We start from the raw sequence: 19,347 nt of genomic DNA, 5'->3' as shown, positions 1-19,347 counted from the left end.
TGGTTAATGTGCTTAAAACCTTTGTGCTGTTAAACTTTCAGGATATACCTGATGGTTTTTGCAAAGTGCCTGATAGCATTACTGAACGATGCAGTGAGTGACACAACCGCAGCCGATAGTAGTAATGCAGCCGACACAATAATTTTATTTGGTATGATAGTTAAAGATCTGTTCACTTGTATGTTTTAATGATTAACTATTTATTAAATCTGGCCTATACGATATTATTAACCGTTATTTCCGGCACAACATAGTAATACCGCTTATCTGCCGACTCTGCCGCTATCATTACTTCTGCGTTATACTGGATACTTTCGCCTGTTTTGCTTTTTACATGAATGCGTATCACATCGCGGTTGATCACCAGCTCGGCCGCACCAATTTTATCGCCGTTAATGGTCGATCGCATCCGGGCAACACGTCCCAGCAGATCGTGTTTATCTTCACCGTTATACCCCATGATCTTGTATAGTTTTACCAGTGGCCTGGTGGCGAACCGGGTAATGAAAAATGTAATGATGAATACCGGGATGAGTAAAAGCGCTGATCGCCAGCCCCAGCTTGCCGCACCTAATACCAGTGATGAAACCAGTGTCAGGATCCAGGCAATGAATTTAAACGTGCTGTATACTACCATGAAGGGCACTTTGCCTACATTGATGTATTCCATTGCTTTGGCAAAGAACGATTTCTCTGCCCCCTCCCCTTTGATATCGGCTTCCGTATCGGTATCATAATCGGCACCGCCGTCCGCATCAACATCCACATCTACATCTACGTCCACATCCCCGAAAAAATCACCTGCAATAAAAGTGAATATCCAGTACAGGGCAGTAATGCCTGTAAGAATGGTCATGATCGCATTAGACAGCGGATGAAATAAAAAATTTACAAAATCGGCCATATTGTTATTCGTCAGTTTTGGTAACTATACCCAGCTTTTCTTTAATGGCATCCAGGTCTTTTTCTATCGACAGGCTGTCATCTTTCAGCAGGTTATCCAGTTCTTCCTTCAGGTCATTTTTTTCCTGTGCTATTTCGCCATAAGCTTTTGCCAGCGCTTCCTGGTCCTCCACTTTTTCCTTCATACGCTCCAGCATGGCAATAGTGCCGTTATTATCCAGCTGCGCCAGTTGTTTGTTCACCTGCTGGGTAGCTTTGCTTACTTTAACACGGGCACGTAAGGTTTTTAATTCCTTCTCCCATTTCACCAGGTTCTCTTTCAGTATCTCGATGTTTTTCAACATCTCTTTTCCCGATTGCTGGTGGGTAGCAGCCTGCCTGCCCAGGTCTTCGGCATCGGCTGCATACTTACGTCTTAAAGATAAAGCTTCTCTTGCCAGTTGCTCACCTTTTTCCAGGCTTATATCACCATTCTGTGCTTTTTGCATAATGAGCACGGCTTTTTCTGCATAAGCCGCCGATTCTTTCTGGCAGGCCTCCTGTTCATTTTCGGTACGGATGGCCAGTGCTTTTACTTTGGCATATGCCTCGGTAGCTTCCGCCAGGTCATCACGCAATTCGCGCAGGCCCTGTTCGGTCATTTTAATGGGATCTTCCATCTTTTCTACGGCGGCATGTATCTCTGCCTGGCCTATCCTGAAAATTCTTTTGAAGATATTCATACTATTATTTTTTTGAAAAGTCAATAATTTGTTGATAGTATTCGCTCAGTAACAAACCCAATGAATTCAAGGCGCCTTCAAATTCATTGAGGTTAATATTTTCCAGTTGCATGGTATAACGGAATAAAACCTTATTCCCTTCTTCATTGATGACAAATGCACCGTGGATCATGTCCCTGTTCTTTTGTAACAGTTGTTTGAACATATCCGCACTGTCGGACCGGAAGGAGAACAGGAACTGTTCCATGATCAGGATAGGCGGTGCTATACCAATGATCAGGTGATGGATGCCGTCCGGCTGGTTATCGATCTTTAAGATCCCTTCCTGTTCGTTTTTATAAACAATGGTGCATCCGGCGGCAGCAACAAATTTTTCTATCGTGTGTATATAATCCATTGGCAGTTTAATTTAGCAGTTTTTACAGGAGGCTGGAGTTATGAATTATTGAATGATGAATTATAAATTATGAATTCAGCAAAACTCCGATCCTTCTTCTTGTCATCCATTGTCAATTGTCATTTTTCCATTGTCAATTACCCTCCTAACCCCCTTGAACTTCTCGAACATTTGAACCATTGAACCTCTTTAATCAAACATTGTTTAACAAATTTAGCAGAAAAAGTTTATATTTGCAAAAAATATTTGCAATTAAGATAAAATTTTTTACATCCTAATAAAACCGGTATGACAAAAATTGGAAGCAATATAAAAAAGATAAGGACCGCAAAAGGCCTTAGCCAGCAGGCTTTCGCCGATCTGTTTGAGATCAGCCGGGGAAATATTTCCTCCTACGAGGAAAGCCGGGCCGAGCCCAGGATCGAGACGGTTATAAAAATTGCAAATTATTTTAGCATACCTGTTGAAAATTTTATCACACAGAGCCTGACAGTCAACGAGATATTAAAATATAACGGCGACAAGCTGATCGATACGGAGAATCATATCATTAATTTACAATTAAGGGCTGTTCCTTTTATCAATGATAATATATACATGAAGTGCTGTCATCATGAAATGGCTTTTAATGATTGGGCCGCTTTTCCGCAACTGGTATTGCCCGAAACGGCCAATAATAACCTGCTGGCCCTTACGTTTAATAATAATATCCCCCACCACGAAACCTTACCCGAATATAAACAACATGATGTACTGGTTTTTGAAGAAGTGACCGATCATAATATCCATCTCACGCATCATAAAATCGGGTTGTACAGCAGTGCTGCTGAACTCACCATCGGCCGCTACGATATCACCGGTGATAAAGTAGACCTGATATTGAATAGTTTTAAGAAACATCATTTCGATTTTAAAAAGCCAAGGCATTTCTGGAAGCTGTTTGCCGTGTACGAACACAAGGGCTGATTTTAGCATGCCCTTAACCTCCTTCCCAAGCATTCTGCTTATTTTTGCGTCTTCATTTGTTCACTATTGTCCTGTTGTATGAAGATGCGTTTACCTTGTTTTGTTTATATCCTCTTTGCTTTTGTGCTGGCATCCTGCAGCAGTACCCATAATCTGCAGTTACAGCAGTATATTAACAAAGTAAGCTGTCACCAGCAAAATGAAGTGCGGTATAATATACAGGCAGTACCACAGCCGCTTTACCAGCTTAGCCTGGACACTATTTTAACCCGTCATTTTACCCCGGCCAGTTTACAGGTAGCGCATGCATTTGGCCTGCTGGATATTTTAGGCAGGTATGTGCATGAGCACAGGCAATATACAGCCAGTCCTACCCTGGAGGAGCGTATCAGTTTACTGGAATTGTCGCAGCAGATACATAACCGTATTAACCAGGCCTCCCTGGAGATATCATCCTTTGCATCGGAACTGGATTGCGAGGAAGAACGTTTAACACAGATAGCCGATTACCTGAAAGGGAAAGAGCGGGAACGGGAGAGCAAACTTACTGTGGCTGCCATTGTGGTAGGTGCTACAGGGGGCATTGGCTCCAGCGCCCTGGCGTTGGGCGAACGTACCGATAAGGCCGGTAATTATGTGGCCATTGCCAGTGGTATTACCGAAGCGGTGCTGGGTATACTGATGCTGACCAATAACCGGACGCTTACAATAGAACATCCCCGGAATGCCTTAAAGGATGTATGGGAGGGTAAGGACACATCGGACATATTCCCGGCATCGATCTGGTATTATATTAATTATTATGACCCGGCACATCCCGATCAGCCATCCCTGCGTTACCAGCTATTACAGCGCTGGATGAGCTTTAAACAAATTGATGTGGCATCGACCAAAAACAAGAAGAAACTGTTGGATATGTATTTTGGTGACGGTGGTAAGTACAGTACCGACCAGCTGTATAACCGGGCCAATATGTACGACCAGCTGGAATCATACGTTAAATTAATTAAACAGGATATAATGGCGCTGTCATTAGAAGTAGAAAATATACGTTGATCATGAAAAAATTATTCACTTTATTGCTAAGCATCTTCCTGGCGGGTGTACATTTTACTGTTACAGCCCAAACGGTAAAGGAAAGCAAAGTACCCGCAGCGGTAAAAGAAAGTTTTAAAAAACAACATCCCGACATGTATGTATACGAATGGGAGTTTAAAAAGAAAAAACAATTGTACGAAGCTGAGTTTTTACATAAAGGAGCAAAACACGAAGCTCATTTTACGCCTGATGGTAAATGGCTGCTGACTAAAAGGGATATTAAAAGGAAAGACCTTCCCGCAAAGATCCTGCAGGCTATTGCCGGCAGCCAATACAGCCACTGGGAAATTGATGATGCGGAAGAGCAGCAAACACCTTCCGGGCTGGTATATAAAGTAGAAGTAGAGCAGGGAAAACAGGAGTTGTATTTATATATTACTGCCGAAGGAAAGATAGAAAAGACGGTGCAGAAGTAGTTTCATTAATACAATATGTTATCATAGCCGGGTTTAAAAACTCAATCCTATAGCCACAATAAATTCCTTACCGGTATTATTTTGTGGTACATCGTACCTGTTAAAACGGCCACTTATATCACAATACAATACAAGTGTTGTACTAACAGGCCTGCTAAAATTAAGCGAAGGATTAAGACTATAGAAGGACGATGCATAAAACCGGTGGGTTTTGTTAAGCATATCAGCTATGCCTGCAGCAGGCTGTACATCGGGCCAACTGTATGCAACATCATTTACAAAACGTTTCACTATATCAAACCGTCCCCGCAGCGTACTCTTTTTTTGGTTTACGGTACCATTGATAAAGCCGGATACGACAAAACCAGTATAGGATAAAGTACGTAAGGGACTTGCATACCTCGTTTCCTGTTGTGTAAATAAACCGGTAGCACCCGCGGACCATGCATAAGCAGTATACCGTTTTTCATAAACGCCTTTTAGTCCGATCTCTTTTATATCATCACTGAAACTTTGACGTTCCGCAATTTTCTGGTATCCGTATACCCCGCCGGTATTATTAAAAACCGCTTCTGTTCCTTTACGATTTTTAACCCCGGCATTCATTTGTAGTAACCATGTAGTATGTTCAGCATTTTTTACATACCCCAAATCTATAAAAAAACGGTCCTCTGAGGCGGTGGCAATATTTTCGTTTATATCATCTAACCGCTTTTGTAAGGCCAGCTGACGATAGCCTGTTTTGAATAAAAACCCTTTTTCTTTAGTAGTAACCAGGTGAATGACCGGAGACCATGCTGTAGCATTCACATAGGCAACTACCCTGTTCCCGGCCAGCATTGTATTATAAGCGCCCAAACCTGCATCGTGATAAACAAGCGGATAACCCAGTTCGTTTTCAAAACTTAACCTGTTTCGCTGGTTATATTTATTACCCTGTATATTGAATGCAAGTTTATACTGTGTGTTTATTGATATAGCAGCCGATAAAGCGGCATTAATATCAGACGAGATATTATTGGGCCTGGGATCCCTGTCCCGGTAATTTTGCACACCAACATAACCGGTTGTTAAACCATAGTATACCTTACCTATCTTTTTGACCAGCCCCCCGGAAATGGCATAAGACTCCATTTTAATATCACCGCCAACCGAGTCGGCCATTACATAAGGATAGATCAAATCGTAATCGAGGGATTCGTTGTATTTAACTTTGATGGCAGTCTGGTTACTATAGTTAGCATTACCCCATAGGGTTAACCTGTTCTTGTTTTTATAATAAGAAGAGGCGTCGACATAAAACCCTTTACGCCCCTTCCCTTTTTGAGGTATAAAAATATCATCCTGTTTATTAAAGTAAGCGGTACTGACACGGGCATAATCAAAGTTCCGCTGAAAGCTTTTCAATGCAGGGATATCAAAAAAAACATCCCTGAACCTGGCAGCAGGAGAAAATTGCTCCTGCAAAGCAGCATTAACGGTATCAATAGTTTGAGTGTGACCGTTGGTCACACTCAAACTAAAAAATAATATACCTGTCAGTAATTTCCGCATGAACCTATTTTTTTAAAGACGGTACAGATTCAGGGTTAAAGTCCACTGTTGAATTATTAGTGTCTTTGTAAATAACACGACCATCAGGCGTAGTTGATAACACTTTACGGATCACTGATTTACCAAAACGGGTAGCATCGCTATCTACTTTACCACAATAAGTCCAGCCCATATCCAATGCAGGAGAAGTAACAATCCACTCAAACATTGACTGTACGCTTAAATTAACAGCGTCCAGGACATCCGAATTTTTAATTTTAAAAGAGTTGGTGGTAGTAATATTACCGGCCGAATTGGTATAGTCGTAGCTATATGCCTGTTCGGCTTTAAACTGGTCGGGTGTTTTATTCAACCTGGCCAAAACATAGCTTTTAAAGCCGCGGTTATGCATGGTTAAAAAGGCCGACACATTGATGGTGTTAGGAACCTGGGGATTATCTACATTAATACTTGGTAACAACTCTACTTCAAATTTAGCGCTACGCAGATCCAGGGAGTTCGCATTACCTTCCAGGTGATTGATAGCATTATTGGCAATAGTAAATGATTCGCCCGGCTGAATGGGATAATCGGTTCCATTACCAGGCACAATGATAATTGTTTTAGTAGTAAAGGCATCAGCCATTACGTCCGGCGTATAAGCCCGTTTGGTTGTTGTAAGAAAATCAGATTCTGCAAAAGCCAGACCATCAGCATATAAAACCTTATCGGAATTGTTATGAATGATCACATATTTATCACCGTTATAGGTTTTACCTTCCGGCGTAACAGTACCCGTGTAAAAAATTTCCTTGATCACAAAGTTGGCGGCATCGTTATAGATATACAGCTGTACATCTACACCCGCGGTTGCCCCTACCACTACCTGTGACTGTTTTAAACCTTTTACTTTAATAGTTTTTGTAGTGCCGTCTAAAGTATAGTTTATCTCTCCTTCCACAGAAATATCATAAGAACCCGCTACCAGAGATAACGGCACCGTATTAGACTTTACATTTTGAATGGTGGTAACTGTTGCTGTATTTGTTTCTTTTGCAGTAATGGTGGCATTAACAATAGTAACCCCGGTTAAATTATCCGGATTTAATAAAGTAATAGTAGCCTGGGTAGGCGCTACATCCTTATCTTTTTTACAACCTGTATATAAAAAGGCTGTAAACAAAGTAAGAAATACCAGCGTTTTTTTCATTGTGTTCATGTTTATTTATTTAAAAATTTATATTCATTTCCATTCCAAAATAGGGCGTACTCAACCCGGACCTGATTATATATGCTCCATTTTCGTTTGTATAATTAGGTTTATAAGTTGCTATGCGGTTAGCGAACATGGATACCACAAACCTGTTTTTACTGAAACTTTTGGACACCTTCAGGTTGATATTCAGATCCACAGGTACCTTGTATTTTTTAAAGGCCGTATTGTTGTAAATGATATTCAGTGCCTGTAAATGCGGGTGGGTTTTATCAGCCTCTGTATATTCATGTACATTACCATCTATATCCACGTATTGCAAGGGTGTGCCTGATTTATAAAGGCTTTGATTGGCCGTATACCACAGGTTTTGAAAACTGGCCGCTATATTTATTCCTAAAGACGGCAGGTAACTGTCCACGGTAAGGTTAGTGTTCAACTGTTCATAATAAGTACCGACATTATCCTCGTATATGCCCAGGTACTGTCGTATTTTACCATCGGTTACTACGTTTGAACTGATAACACTATAGGATTTCTGACTGTCCGCATGACGGGTTTTAAACCACGCACCGTTTAAAGTAAACCGGGTATTTATACCTGTAATACGCCTGGAAGTGAACTGGTATTCAAAACCACGTTTAACCTGCTTACTGCCATTTGACGGTGTACCGTACGCAAAATATTCCCGGGCCGGCGTATAGGTAAAGGCATCCACAGCGGGTTTTTGTGTGAGCGTATCGGCATTAATAGAAGTATTATTATACCTTTTATAATCCAATGCAATATACCGGCTGGAGGTTCTGAAACCTGAATTCAGGACTTCATTAAAGTAAGTAATCGTTAACCTGTTACCCCCATAACTAAAGTCAGCACTTAACTCCTGCTTTATGTTTTTTGCTATTCCTATAGCATAATTCGTTTTGTCAACTATATAGGTTATTACATTCGCCGTTCTGAAAGCCGGATTATTATGATAGTAGTTCAGCTGTATAATATCGGTATAGTCCAGTGGAGGATATAACATGTCCAGCGTAGGTGTTTTACTCAATACGCCATAACCTCCGCCAATGGTTATTAAAAGCGGCTTTTTATTTAACTGCAGGGCCGGGAGTTGCCACCGGGCATTTACCCTGGGGTTGAATAATACTTTATTGGCCAGCTTAAACCGGTTACTTAAGTTTAACAGGGTAAAAGCCCTTAATCCTGTTTCCAGGCTCAGCACATGATCACCTGTACGCCATGTAGCCGTATTTTCAATATAAGCAGCCAGTTGCTGCATGGCCGGAATAGTATCGAAGGCCCTCGGACGGGTGGAGGCGCTCACTTTTGAGCCTGCCGCTACGCCCATGGGAAAGTTAAGATCATACACCTGGCCCTTACCAAGATTTTTACTGTAACTGAAATCGGTGCCTATTTTAAGATTATTTTTTACAGCCCCCAGAAAATAACCGGCTACCGAATTGGCTTTTACAAATACATTCAGGGGTTTGCCATCAACGATCATATGGCCAGTATATCCGGCTATCAGGAAACCAACATCATGTATGCCCGGTTCTGTGGTGTTGATCAGTACAGTTGCCGTACTGGGCTGCATCCATTTTTTTATATCGATCTTATCCTGCTGGTAATTGACCTTGCCGCTTAACTCAACTGTTTTGAAAAAGGAGTTTTTGGGTAACTGCAGTTTTAATCGTGTTGCGTAATCATAACTATTAAAGTAAGAAACATATTTATCCGTCAGCGCAAAGGAATTATCGGGGTCAGTACGTTCATTATCGATATTTCTACCATAATCAATACTATTCATCCATTCTATGTTACCAAAAGCCTTTCTCCAGATCTTTTCGGTTCTTAAAGAAGTAGTGATACGCTTGTAATTGGAATAGCTATTGGTTGGGTTGGCCTTTGCATCGAGATAGTCGATATCAATATTGGTAAAAAAGTCATTGCGTTTATTGGCAAAGCCCTTACCAATGGAGTATAATTTACTAAAGCCATCGGCCTTGATCCTGGCACTGTAGGGCATTTTACCTTTTTTACGGGTGATCATCACCGCCCCGCTGGTAATATCGCCGTACTCTACAGATGGTATACCTCTTATTATTTCCACCTTTTCGATCTGGTCGGTAGAGATAGAACGCATATCCACCCCCTTGTTTACACTGTTACGGCTTGCATTAGGATCAGAAACGGTAAATCCGGCCGTGGTTTGAATATTGGCATTGGTAATAATAGGCGCCCCATCTACATAAAAGCCGGTGCCGAGCGCACTGGTATTACGCTGGTCGTTGGCACTGCCGGTTTCCCTTAAACTCATTTTGTTCATAGCGGTCAGGTTAGGGTCACGGGAACGGCCTCCCGGAAGCAGCTCCAGCAGGTCGGTAAAACTGGAGGGCTGTAATAGCTGCATGGCTGCCCGGTCGATCACCGAAGCACTGGTCATGGATTTTGACTCACGGGCCGTTACATATACATCATTCAGTAATTTGAATTGCGACTCCAGCCTGAACCTGATATTTTTGTCTTTATCCAGTAAAACCCGGACCGTTTGTTCCTGGTAATGGATAGAAGAGATATTGATGATATAATGGCCTGCCCCCAATGCAATAAAGGAAAAATTGCCGTTTTTGTCGGTCTGCGTGTAGCGGGTAGTTGTGTCCTTGGTTATTGCGACGGTAATGCCGGACAGCAGTGAATCATTCGCCTTATCGGTAACAGCACCGGTAAGCGTGTATTTTGACTGGGCATGTACGTTGCCCGCAACAATAAAAAGCAGTAAAAAGCCTAACCCTGATATATACAAACGCCGCAACGCCTTAAAATTTTTGCAAAGGTGTAAGGCACAGAGTCCCTATTGTTTATGAAATCAGGAAAAACTTCAGGGGAAACGGTTTTATGACTTAACGATGACAATGCAAACTGGTCAATATCAGGCCCTAAAGCAAAATATTATCGTTTTTTACCTTGTAAAGCCTCATAAAAGCTTCCTGTTCAGTTTATTCCCTTTTGCTGTACTTTTGCAGCCTTATGGCAAACGATACGAACAAATTCCAGGCGATTATATCGCACTGTAAGGAATATGGCTTTATTTTCCCCAGCAGCGAGATTTATGACGGTTTACAGGCTGTATACGATTACGGCCAGATGGGCAGTGAGTTAAAAAAGAATATCAAGGATTACTGGTGGAAAAGTATGACCCAGTTGCACGACAATATAGTAGGTATTGACGCGGCTATTTTTATGCACCCTACCACCTGGAAGGCATCCGGGCACGTTGACGGTTTTAATGACCCGATGATTGATAATAAAGACAGTAAAAAACGCTACCGGGTTGATCATTTGATTGAAGCTTTTGCGGAAGAATTAAAATCAGCAGGTAAAGAAGATGAAGCTGCTGCGCTAATCAGCGATATGGAGAAGATGGACGCCGCAGGCGATCTGGCAGGTTTAAAAAAACTGATTGAGGATAATAAAATAAAATGTGCGGTTAGCGGTACTGCAAACTGGACAGATATACGCCAGTTTAACCTGATGTTCTCTACAGAGTTTGGCAGCACTGTATCGGCGGATGATGAGGATAATAAGGTTTACCTCCGCCCCGAAACTGCCCAGGGTATTTTTGTTAACTTTTTAAATGTACAGAAGACCGGCCGTATGAAAATACCTTTTGGTATTGCCCAGATCGGTAAGGCTTTCCGTAACGAGATCGTAGCCCGCCAGTTTGTATTCCGTATGCGGGAGTTTGAGCAGATGGAGATGCAGTTCTTTATTCGCCCTGGCACGCAACAGGAATGGTATGAGTATTGGAAAAATGAACGCCTTAAATGGCATTTAAGTCTTGGAAACCCCTCTGAAGAATACCGTTTTCATGATCACGTTAAACTGGCATTCTATGCTGACGCTGCCTGTGATATTGAGTATAATTTCCCTATAGGTTTTAAAGAGCTGGAGGGCATACACTCAAGAACCAATTATGACCTGACCCAACACGAAAAATACAGTAAAAAGAAATTACAATATTTCGATAATGATGTTGACCCGGAAACAGGTAAACCCTATGGCAATTATGTTCCTTATGTAATTGAAACCTCAATAGGTCTGGACAGGATGTTTTTATCAGTAATCAGCGCTGCTTATACAGATGAAGACCTTAGTACACCTGAAAAACCCGATAGCCGGGTGGTACTAAAACTTCCTGCTAAATTGGCTCCTATTAAATTAGCCATTTTCCCTTTAGTTAAAAAGGATGGATTACCTGAGATTGCAAAAAAGATTATGCAAGACTGCAAACAGGAATTCAAGTGTTTTTACGAGGAAAAAGATGCTATCGGTAAACGTTACCGCCGTATGGACGCAGTAGGCACGCCCTTCTGTATAACTGTTGACCATCAGACCAAGGAAGACAACACCGTTACCATCCGTCACCGTGATAGCATGGAGCAGGAGAGGGTTTCTATTGAGGTGATCAAACAACTGGTACTGGATGCCACCAGGTAAGAACTGCTGATATTTTATATACTATAAAGAGGTCGTAATGACCTCTTTTTTTGTACTTCGTATTTTTTCGCTGCAGAAAAAACCGATGTTAAAACATTGTTTTTGAAACTACTACCACTAACCGGTAAAACTGGTAGAGTTTTCCACAGTAATACCCTTTTGGCACAGTAGTTGAAAATATATTCAACGAAAAACAGCAAGCCACTTCTGTTTGTGAAGGGAAATAAATTGTTTAATTTTTTAAAACAGAAGTTATGAAAAAGAAATTACTAAGTGTAGGCTTTATACTAGCCATTGTAGCAGTGTTATTTGCCTTTACAAAAACGGATGACAGTGTTATTTTACAGGGTGCTATTACCGGCAGCATAAGCCCGGCAGATGGAGCAGAGGCAGTATGGGCTATTAAAAGCGGTGGTGATACCACAAAAGGCACATTAACGCAGGGTAAGTTTTCGGTAGATGTTAAAGCCGGTACTTACACGTTAATTGTTGACGCAAAAGATCCTTACAAAGATGTGTCTGTTAATAATTTGGAAGTAGCCGATAAACCAGTGGATGTTGGCGAAATTATTTTACAGCAATAAAGATATTCTCACTTGGACGGTTTGAATTCATACGAGCCCCGATCTTTATCGGGGCTTTCATTTTTTATACCCCGGGAGATGACCGGTTATCAGTATACCGCTATTTTGCAGGGTGTTTAACAACCCGGTGATTGACTCGATGCCTGAAGGGCTGCCGGATTGCAGCGAAAAGCCCGGTGAGGGCCGGCGGGCGGGTTGTGCCGGACTTGCAGCGAAAAGCCGGGACTGCTGCTGACCGGAGTTAACCCTGCCGGGAGCCCCCGTTAATACGCCTTGCCCTATTATAATAAAAAAATATATCTTTGTTATTCATGTTACCGGATTATCCACATAAACCGTTCACTGACATCAGGGGCAACTTTAACCTGCTGATGGAGACCCTTGCTATGGGTTCATAAAGTCTTGTCACTTAGCTTACTATCATTCCTCTTACAGAGAGTTTTCCGCATTTTACATTAACACTGTTTACTATAAAATTTATTTGTATGTCTACAACTGTACAGGCAGCCAATGCCGTTAACAACACCACCGATTTTTTGCCGCTGGAAGGCACCGATTATGTTGAGTTTTATGTAGGTAATGCCAAGCAGGCTGCTCATTATTACATGAGTGCCTTTGGTTTCCAGGCCATTGCCTATGCCGGCCCCGAAACCGGTATGAAGGACAGGGCCAGCTACGTGGTTCGCCAGCATAAACTGACTTTTGTTTTAACCACTCCCCTGCGCCCGGATAATGAGATGGCCGATCATATTTATAAACATGGCGACGGTGTAAAAGCCCTTTCCTTACGTGTACAGGATGCTACCAGTGCCTGGCAGGAAACCACCAGCCGCGGCGCTACCAGTTATATGGAGCCGGTGACGATGAAAGACGATTTTGGTGAAGTGGTAATGAGTGGCATACACACTTATGGTGACACCGTGCATTTGTTTATTGAAAGAAAAAATTATACCGGTGCTTTTATGCCCGGTTACCGTGCCTGGAGCAACCCGTATTTTCAACCCACCGATACAGGCCTGTTGTATGTTGACCATTGCGTAGGCAATGTAGACTGGAACGGCATGAACCCCTGGGTAAAGTTTTATGAAGACGTAATGGGCTTTAAGAATATTTTATCTTTTGATGATGAAGATATTTCCACCGAGTACTCGGCCCTGATGAGTAAAGTAATGAGCAGTGGCAATGGTTTTGTTAAGTTCCCCATCAATGAGCCGGCAGAAGGCAAGAAAAAATCGCAGGTGGAGGAGTACCTGGAGTTTTACCAGGGCGAAGGTGTACAGCACGTAGCTTTGGCCACCAATGATATTGTAACCACCGTAAAAGACCTGATGAGCCGCGGTGTGGAGTTTTTAAAAGTACCCACTACCTATTACGATGACCTGATAGACCGTGTAGGCGCTATTGACGAAGATATTGAGCCTTTGAAAGAGTTGGGAATATTGGTAGACCGGGATAATGAAGGCTACCTGCTGCAATTGTTCAGCAAACCGGTTGAGGACCGTCCCACCCTGTTTTTCGAGATCATACAGCGTAAAGGGGCCAAAAGTTTTGGTAAAGGCAATTTTAAAGCCCTTTTTGAAGCCATTGAGCGGGAACAGGAAGCCAGGGGTAATTTGTAGGCCTTTGTTGATGATATCATAAATTAGGGGTATTTTTACATACCAAAACGAAATAGCACAGAATAAAATGGTTGCTATTTCGTTTTGTTTTAAGTAAGCGTTACAGTTATGATTAAAGGCCTTCTTGCAGTATTATTTTTATCTATTATCGGCTCCCAGGTTATAGTTGCTCAAAATGGTAATAATGGCCGCCGTAATTCCGGCCCTGCCAGTGTAAGCAGTAATAGCAGCCCCAAAACATTCATCGACTTCCAGCGGACTTTTCCCCGCCCCGACGAATCGTTCAAGCGTAAAGAAGACACCCTGCAGAAACAATTTGCGGCCAAAAAACTGGAATGGCCTGCCAAATACCTGTATATACGCTCCTTTAAGTATGACAGCCAGCTGGAAGTATGGGTTAAGAACGAGATGAACGAACCTTTTAAGCTGTTTAAAACCTATAAAGTATGTGCCTTAGCCGGTAGTATGGGCCCCAAACGTATGGAAGGCGACTACCAGGTGCCGGAAGGCTTTTATTATATTAACGAGTTTAACCCGCGCAGCGAGTATTATCTTTCTTTAGGCATTAATTACCCTAATGCATCGGACCGGATACTGAGTGATTCATTACGCCCGGGCAGCGCCATTTATATTCATGGCAGCTGTGTAACCGTAGGCTGTATTCCCATTATGGACAGCCAGATTGATGAGTTATATATTTTAGCTGCACATGCCAAAAACCAGGGCCAGGATTATATTCCTGTACATATTTTCCCGATCCGTTTTAATGTACCCAAAAGCGTAACCTACCTCAACACCCTGACCAAGGACGATAATACCCTGAAACGTTTTTCGGAGAATTTAGAAGACGCCTTTAATTATTTTGAAAAGCATAAAAAACTGCCGGTTATTTTTATTAATGATAAAGGCGAGTACAGTGTTAACGATCCCGTAAAAAGAGTGGTAAAGGAAGAGAAGGTAAAAGTGAAGAAACCCAGGGCCCAGTTACGCACCCGCCATATCAGTGTACTGGCCGATGCCGTACATACCTGGCCTGAATACCCCGGAGGCGGCACCGTGTTTATGCAATACCTGGATAAACTGGGTAAGGAAATGACCGAGTTTTTACCGGAAGGCGTAAAGAAAGTGTATGCCCAGGTAGAGTTTGTGGTAGATACGGATGGTGTACCTGTAAACTTTAAGGTATTAAAAGGCACTAAGGATGAAGAGCTGATTGACGAATTACTGACCCGCATGGAAAAAATGGAGACCTGGAAGCCCGCTATCCTCCATAAAAAACCGGTAGCGAAAAAGATGATACAGACGGTGACCATTTCGGCGGAGTAAGGATAGTATGCAGATGATAGTATTTAGTATATAGATGTTAGTATATAGATATTAGTATATAGATAATAGTATTGAGAATACAGGTAAGATACAAATAACACTATGAACCATTAACTATCAACCATTAACTTTTTTACCCCGGAACATCCTGTTCATCATTTCATATAACTCCGGGTGTTTTTGTTGTAACAGTGCCGGTCTCTCAAAAAAGTACTCGGCCACTACGGCTAAAAATTCGGCTTCGTTGGTGGCACCGTAAACATTGATATCAGAATCTCCTTTTTCAATGGCTGCAATGTTTTTATGCACCAGGTGTATCCAGGGTAGTACATAAGCATGTTTCAATAAAGCTTCAGGCACGCCATCAACCGCACCGTCCGCCTTATCCAGCAGGTGTACAAATTCATGAATAGCTGTATTTTCCTTGTCCGTTTTATTACTGAACCCCAATCGTAAGGCTGATTGCGACAGTATCATTACATGCTGCATAGGCCCGTTGCCCACCATGCCCAATATGTTCTTATTATTGCCATCCAGCTCATAAGCCTCGCTGAAAGTGCCGGGATAAATTAATACCTCGTTGAGATTGGGGTATTCCCAATGCGTAAAATTAAAAGTAGGTATCACTGCACTGGCAGCGGTCAGCACCATATCCAAAGGGGTAACGGTTGTTTTAACACCAGTGATACGCACCTCTTCCACAAAATGCGCTACCCGTTCATTGAACTCCTGTTGCTGCTCCTTATTTAATTTCTGGTAGAACAGCACATTCTCCTGTAATAACTCCGGGTAGTTAGCCGGCAGGGTTTGTTTTACAGCCGGTGTTTTCTTTTTCCGTACTGATCTTACAAGAAGAAATAGAAGGGCAACGCCAATTACAAAAACGACAAAACTTACTGTATCCATTACTGCAATAGTAAGATTTTCAGGTTACATTTGCTATAAATTAAACCAACAAACGGATGAGAAGATTTTTACTTATTTCTCTTGCAGCTACATTATTATTCGGTTCCTGTCAAAAAGAAATTTTTTATGATGTACCACCGATTCCTACAAACCCGGATCCCGGAACGGGGAACCCCGGCAACACTACTGCAAAAAGTCGTTTAGTTGGCACCTGGGTTACCACCGCAAGTGTGTCTACTATTGAATGGCCTGCTCCCCTGGGTACGCAAACATCGGAGCTCTTCAGTATATTACCGGCCTGTAATAAAGACAATCAATTCACATTTAAAGCAGATTTCACTTTAGTTAGTGATGAAGGTCCCACTAAATGTAATAGCACAGACCCGCAGGTTATCAGCACCGGAACATGGGAGTTTTATGATAATGATAAAAAGTTTAAGTCTACAACCAATGGCATTACCATAGAAGCAGATGTACTGGAGTTAACAGCCACTACTTTTAAAATACGGTATGTAACTGATTTTACAGGTATTAAAGCCACCACCACTACCACTTATACTAAATTATAATTGGCACATCGGTTTAGCTAATATTCATGCAGATCCAATGAACGGAGTTTCTTAAATCTTACTTCTTACATCGTAAATCTTCGTTTACTCCTCCGTCATCAGCACCTGTATAGTCTCCGGCGTTTGTTGTTTTAACAGAATAGTGCGGTTGGCCGTGATCTTATTGTAATACTCCCCGGTATAATGCCTGATGGTTAAGAGCGATAAATTCTTGCGTATGCTTACATCAAAAATGGACGAGGCTTCCAGGGCCAGGGCTTCAATTTTTTCCGAAAGATCATCAACCACGCAATGCAGCTGGATAGCGGCATTCTGCGTAAGATTGGGTTTGAATTTAAATTTTTCAAACAGTTTAAACAGTTCGGTACTGTGGTGTTCGCTTACAAAGGAAAAATCTTTGGACGTGAGCTCCAGCAGCACCTGCTTTTCTTTTAATACCACGATAGGCGGCAACTCTTTTACACCGTTACCATCTATTACCGTACCCGGTAAAGCAGGATTTAAAAAACATTTTACCAGCAGGGGAATACTTTTATTCTGTAAGGGCTTGATGGTTTTAGGGTGTATTACCTGGGCACCGTAAAAAGCCATTTCAATTACCTCGCGGTAGTTTAAATGATGCAGGGGCTTTGCTTCAGGAAAAACTTTTGGATCGGCATTCATTACACTCTCCACATCTTTCCAGATGGTCTGGCTTTCGGCATCCAGCAGGTTGGCAAATACCGCCGCAGAGTAATCACTCCCCTCACGGCCCAGGGTAGTACTTTCGTTTTCGTCGGTACACCCGATAAAACCCTGGGTTAATACGATGCCGTTATCCTTCAATAACCCTTCTTTGATATGGGCTACCGCCTTAGCTGTAAAATCCCAGTCAATAATAGCATCACGGAAATTATCATCCGTACGGATAATATCCCTTACATCCAGCCAGGTATTGGTAATATGCTGCTGGTTCAGGTAATGACTTACAATGGCCGTGGACAATAGCTCACCCACACATACCACCTGGTCGTAATAATAGTCGTACTCTCTAACTGGTTTATCGTGTAATAACCATTCTACTTCGGTAAAAAAATCTTTCAGTTGCGCTTCGCAGGCCAGGTAACCGGTGGTCAGTAAATACTTGGCCGTGGTAATATGCTGTTGTTTTACCTGGTCAAACAGTTGTAAGGCCATTTCTTTATTTTCCGCATAAAACGCCTCGACCACTTTCTCCAGCGCATTGGTTGTTTTACCCATGGCCGAGATGACGATTAACAAGGGTTGCTGCATATGATCTGCAACAATATCGCCAACGGCCTGTATACGCTCAACACTGTTAACGGAAGCCCCACCAAATTTAAAAACCTTCATATTACCTTTTATTGCGGGCAAAGATAATTATCCCTGCACTATCAACCATCTCAACAATGTTATGACAGGGTTGATCTTTCAGCACCAATAGGCAGGTAAAGGACAGATGAAAGCAAATTACCCTTACATTTGTTAGTATAACTTACAATTTAAACCTAACTGTGTATGCTGCCCGTAAATAAAAAGGTATTAACATTAGATGAATTCACCCTGCAACAATTACGACATATTCCCAATGCCACCGGCGAGCTCAGCGGGCTCTTACGTAATATAGGACTGGCTGCCAAACGGGTAAACGTGGAAGTAAATAAAGCAGGGTTAGTAGATATACTGGGCGATGCGGGCAGTGTGAATGTACAGGGCGAGGATGTAAAAAAACTGGATATTTATGCCAATGACCAGTTTACCGGGGTATTACAGCATGGTACCAGCTGTGCCGGTATTGCCAGCGAGGAGCTGGATGATTTTGTATCCTTTGACGATGCAGAGAATAAAAATTCCAAATACGTTTGCCTGTTTGACCCCCTGGATGGCAGCGGTAATATTGATGTGAACATTTCCATCGGTACCATCTTTGGTGTATACCGCCGCGTATCACCACAGGGCAGCAAAGCTGTTAAAGAAGATTTTTTACAGGCAGGTACCCAGCAGGTGGCCGCCGGTTATGTAGTATACGGTTCATCCACTATGCTGGTGTATGCTACCCGCCGTGGTGTAAATGGTTTTACGCTTGACCAGGGTATTGGCGAATTCACCCTCAGCCATCCTAATATCCAGTGTCCTGATTTTGGTAATATCTACTCTGTAAACCACGGTAACTTTTTCCAGTACGACCAGGGCGTAAAAGAATATATTACCGCCTGCCAGAAAAAAAATAAGACCAATGGCGGCCCTTATACCCAGCGTTATATTGGCAGCATGGTTGCCGATGTACACCGTAATTTATTAAAGGGCGGCATTTTTATGTACCCCGGCACCACCGATAAACCTAAGGGAAAGCTGCGCCTTTTGTACGAGTGTAACCCCTTTGCCTTTATACTGGCCGTAGCCGGCGGACGTGCTACCAACGGAAAGGAACGTATTTTAGATATTAAACCAACCGAGCTGCACCAGCGTACGCCCATGTTCATTGGCAGCAAGGGTATGATGGACGAGCTGGATACTTATTTAACACCCGGCAACTAAACATATTACCAGTATAGCCGGTTACTTTTTTATACTGTAGCCGGCTATACTGCTACT

General features: G+C 42.3%; 17 protein-coding genes. 9 read left to right on the top strand and 8 right to left on the bottom strand.

Annotated elements, in window-relative coordinates; translation table 11 throughout:
* Window positions 1–214: 214 nt before the first annotated feature.
* From ACFS6H_RS10500 to ACFS6H_RS10490, 3 genes are read right to left on the bottom strand one after another with little or no spacing between them, the layout of a single operon-like run.
* Window positions 215–904, bottom strand: a complete 690-nt coding sequence (locus tag ACFS6H_RS10500) for a hypothetical protein (RefSeq protein ID WP_386098074.1) — start codon at window positions 902–904, stop codon at window positions 215–217.
* Window positions 905–908: 4 nt separating this feature from the next.
* Window positions 909–1,625: a PspA/IM30 family protein gene (locus ACFS6H_RS10495; RefSeq protein WP_386098072.1), complete on the bottom strand. Its 717-nt coding sequence runs from the start codon at window positions 1,623–1,625 to the stop codon at window positions 909–911.
* A gap of 4 nt (window positions 1,626–1,629) precedes the next feature.
* Window positions 1,630–2,022: a YbjN domain-containing protein gene (locus ACFS6H_RS10490; RefSeq protein ID WP_386098070.1), complete on the bottom strand. Its 393-nt coding sequence runs from the start codon at window positions 2,020–2,022 to the stop codon at window positions 1,630–1,632.
* Window positions 2,023–2,310: 288 nt separating this feature from the next.
* Here ACFS6H_RS10490 and ACFS6H_RS10485 point away from each other — a divergent pair, with 288 nt between their 5' ends.
* The 3 genes from ACFS6H_RS10485 to ACFS6H_RS10475 all read left to right on the top strand — a co-directional run bounded on the left by ACFS6H_RS10485 (window position 2,311) and on the right by ACFS6H_RS10475 (window position 4,502).
* A complete protein-coding gene (locus ACFS6H_RS10485) occupies window positions 2,311–2,988 on the top strand; it encodes a helix-turn-helix domain-containing protein (RefSeq protein WP_386098068.1) in 678 nt (225 codons plus the stop codon).
* Between the two features lie 78 nt (window positions 2,989–3,066).
* Entirely contained in the window at window positions 3,067–4,044 is a 978-nt protein-coding gene (locus tag ACFS6H_RS10480; protein WP_386098066.1) for a hypothetical protein, read from the top strand.
* A 2-nt stretch (window positions 4,045–4,046) separates the two neighbouring features.
* Window positions 4,047–4,502 carry a PepSY-like domain-containing protein gene (locus ACFS6H_RS10475; protein WP_386098064.1) on the top strand — a complete coding sequence of 152 codons (456 nt, stop codon included), beginning with the start codon at window positions 4,047–4,049 and terminating at the stop codon, window positions 4,500–4,502.
* A 33-nt stretch (window positions 4,503–4,535) separates the two neighbouring features.
* Here the strand turns inward: ACFS6H_RS10475 and ACFS6H_RS10470 are convergent, their stop codons facing one another.
* The 3 genes from ACFS6H_RS10470 to ACFS6H_RS10460 are packed head-to-tail and all read right to left on the bottom strand — an operon-like array spanning window position 4,536 to window position 10,063.
* The gene (locus tag ACFS6H_RS10470) at window positions 4,536–6,056 is read right to left on the bottom strand and encodes a DUF6850 family outer membrane beta-barrel protein (protein WP_386098062.1); all 1,521 of its coding nucleotides are present in this window, start codon (window positions 6,054–6,056) and stop codon (window positions 4,536–4,538) included.
* 4 nt (window positions 6,057–6,060) lie between these two features.
* On the bottom strand, window positions 6,061–7,254 hold the full coding sequence (locus tag ACFS6H_RS10465; RefSeq protein WP_386098060.1) for a DUF4876 domain-containing protein: 1,194 nt from the start codon (window positions 7,252–7,254) through the stop codon (window positions 6,061–6,063).
* Window positions 7,255–7,264: 10 nt separating this feature from the next.
* Window positions 7,265–10,063, bottom strand: a complete 2,799-nt coding sequence (locus ACFS6H_RS10460) for a carboxypeptidase-like regulatory domain-containing protein (RefSeq protein WP_386098058.1) — start codon at window positions 10,061–10,063, stop codon at window positions 7,265–7,267.
* A gap of 215 nt (window positions 10,064–10,278) precedes the next feature.
* Between ACFS6H_RS10460 and ACFS6H_RS10455 the strand changes: the two genes are divergently transcribed.
* The 4 genes from ACFS6H_RS10455 (at window position 10,279) to ACFS6H_RS10440 (ending at window position 15,277) form a co-directional block, all read left to right on the top strand.
* Window positions 10,279–11,748, top strand: a complete 1,470-nt coding sequence (locus tag ACFS6H_RS10455; RefSeq protein ID WP_386098056.1) for a glycine--tRNA ligase — start codon at window positions 10,279–10,281, stop codon at window positions 11,746–11,748.
* Window positions 11,749–12,002: 254 nt separating this feature from the next.
* On the top strand, window positions 12,003–12,332 hold the full coding sequence (locus tag ACFS6H_RS10450) for a carboxypeptidase regulatory-like domain-containing protein (protein WP_386098054.1): 330 nt from the start codon (window positions 12,003–12,005) through the stop codon (window positions 12,330–12,332).
* Between the two features lie 485 nt (window positions 12,333–12,817).
* Entirely contained in the window at window positions 12,818–13,951 is a 1,134-nt protein-coding gene (hppD, locus tag ACFS6H_RS10445; RefSeq protein WP_386098052.1) for a 4-hydroxyphenylpyruvate dioxygenase, read from the top strand.
* Window positions 13,952–14,059: 108 nt separating this feature from the next.
* Window positions 14,060–15,277, top strand: coding sequence for a L,D-transpeptidase family protein (locus ACFS6H_RS10440; RefSeq protein WP_386098050.1), 1,218 nt, complete (start codon window positions 14,060–14,062; stop codon window positions 15,275–15,277).
* A gap of 117 nt (window positions 15,278–15,394) precedes the next feature.
* On the opposite strand, the gene ACFS6H_RS10435 is transcribed toward ACFS6H_RS10440, so the two are convergent.
* Window positions 15,395–16,183, bottom strand: coding sequence for a M90 family metallopeptidase (locus ACFS6H_RS10435; protein WP_386098048.1), 789 nt, complete (start codon window positions 16,181–16,183; stop codon window positions 15,395–15,397).
* A gap of 56 nt (window positions 16,184–16,239) precedes the next feature.
* Between ACFS6H_RS10435 and ACFS6H_RS10430 the strand changes: the two genes are divergently transcribed.
* Window positions 16,240–16,752 (top strand): lipocalin-like domain-containing protein, encoded by a 513-nt coding sequence (locus tag ACFS6H_RS10430; RefSeq protein WP_386098046.1) that lies wholly within the window; start codon window positions 16,240–16,242, stop codon window positions 16,750–16,752.
* A gap of 84 nt (window positions 16,753–16,836) precedes the next feature.
* Here ACFS6H_RS10430 and ACFS6H_RS10425 read toward each other — a convergent pair whose 3' ends face one another.
* A complete protein-coding gene (locus ACFS6H_RS10425; RefSeq protein ID WP_386098044.1) occupies window positions 16,837–18,105 on the bottom strand; it encodes an aspartate kinase in 1,269 nt (422 codons plus the stop codon).
* Between the two features lie 165 nt (window positions 18,106–18,270).
* Here ACFS6H_RS10425 and fbp point away from each other — a divergent pair, with 165 nt between their 5' ends.
* Window positions 18,271–19,290: a class 1 fructose-bisphosphatase gene (fbp, locus tag ACFS6H_RS10420; RefSeq protein WP_386098042.1), complete on the top strand. Its 1,020-nt coding sequence runs from the start codon at window positions 18,271–18,273 to the stop codon at window positions 19,288–19,290.
* Window positions 19,291–19,347: the final 57 nt, after the last annotated feature.

Origin of the sequence: Terrimonas rubra (genome assembly GCF_042686025.1) — a bacterium.
GTDB classification, from domain to species: Bacteria; Bacteroidota; Bacteroidia; order Chitinophagales; family Chitinophagaceae; genus Terrimonas; species Terrimonas rubra.
This window is presented reverse-complemented; position numbering and strand designations above follow the sequence as displayed.

Excerpts from the sequence above, each read along its gene's own strand:
- ACFS6H_RS10490 (WP_386098070.1), bottom strand. The coding sequence starts at position 2,022 with ATGGATTATATACACACGATAGAAAAATTTGTTGCTGCCGCCGGATGC.
- ACFS6H_RS10465 (WP_386098060.1), bottom strand. The coding sequence starts at position 7,254 with ATGAACACAATGAAAAAAACGCTGGTATTTCTTACTTTGTTTACAGCC.
- fbp (WP_386098042.1), top strand. The coding sequence starts at position 18,271 with ATGCTGCCCGTAAATAAAAAGGTATTAACATTAGATGAATTCACCCTG.
- ACFS6H_RS10485 (WP_386098068.1), top strand. The coding sequence starts at position 2,311 with ATGACAAAAATTGGAAGCAATATAAAAAAGATAAGGACCGCAAAAGGC.
- ACFS6H_RS10500 (WP_386098074.1), bottom strand. The coding sequence starts at position 904 with ATGGCCGATTTTGTAAATTTTTTATTTCATCCGCTGTCTAATGCGATC.
- ACFS6H_RS10470 (WP_386098062.1), bottom strand. The coding sequence starts at position 6,056 with ATGCGGAAATTACTGACAGGTATATTATTTTTTAGTTTGAGTGTGACC.
- hppD (WP_386098052.1), top strand. The coding sequence starts at position 12,818 with ATGTCTACAACTGTACAGGCAGCCAATGCCGTTAACAACACCACCGAT.
- ACFS6H_RS10435 (WP_386098048.1), bottom strand. The coding sequence starts at position 16,183 with ATGGATACAGTAAGTTTTGTCGTTTTTGTAATTGGCGTTGCCCTTCTA.
- ACFS6H_RS10450 (WP_386098054.1), top strand. The coding sequence starts at position 12,003 with ATGAAAAAGAAATTACTAAGTGTAGGCTTTATACTAGCCATTGTAGCA.
- ACFS6H_RS10425 (WP_386098044.1), bottom strand. The coding sequence starts at position 18,105 with ATGAAGGTTTTTAAATTTGGTGGGGCTTCCGTTAACAGTGTTGAGCGT.
- ACFS6H_RS10440 (WP_386098050.1), top strand. The coding sequence starts at position 14,060 with ATGATTAAAGGCCTTCTTGCAGTATTATTTTTATCTATTATCGGCTCC.
- ACFS6H_RS10430 (WP_386098046.1), top strand. The coding sequence starts at position 16,240 with ATGAGAAGATTTTTACTTATTTCTCTTGCAGCTACATTATTATTCGGT.
- ACFS6H_RS10475 (WP_386098064.1), top strand. The coding sequence starts at position 4,047 with ATGAAAAAATTATTCACTTTATTGCTAAGCATCTTCCTGGCGGGTGTA.
- ACFS6H_RS10455 (WP_386098056.1), top strand. The coding sequence starts at position 10,279 with ATGGCAAACGATACGAACAAATTCCAGGCGATTATATCGCACTGTAAG.
- ACFS6H_RS10480 (WP_386098066.1), top strand. The coding sequence starts at position 3,067 with ATGAAGATGCGTTTACCTTGTTTTGTTTATATCCTCTTTGCTTTTGTG.
- ACFS6H_RS10495 (WP_386098072.1), bottom strand. The coding sequence starts at position 1,625 with ATGAATATCTTCAAAAGAATTTTCAGGATAGGCCAGGCAGAGATACAT.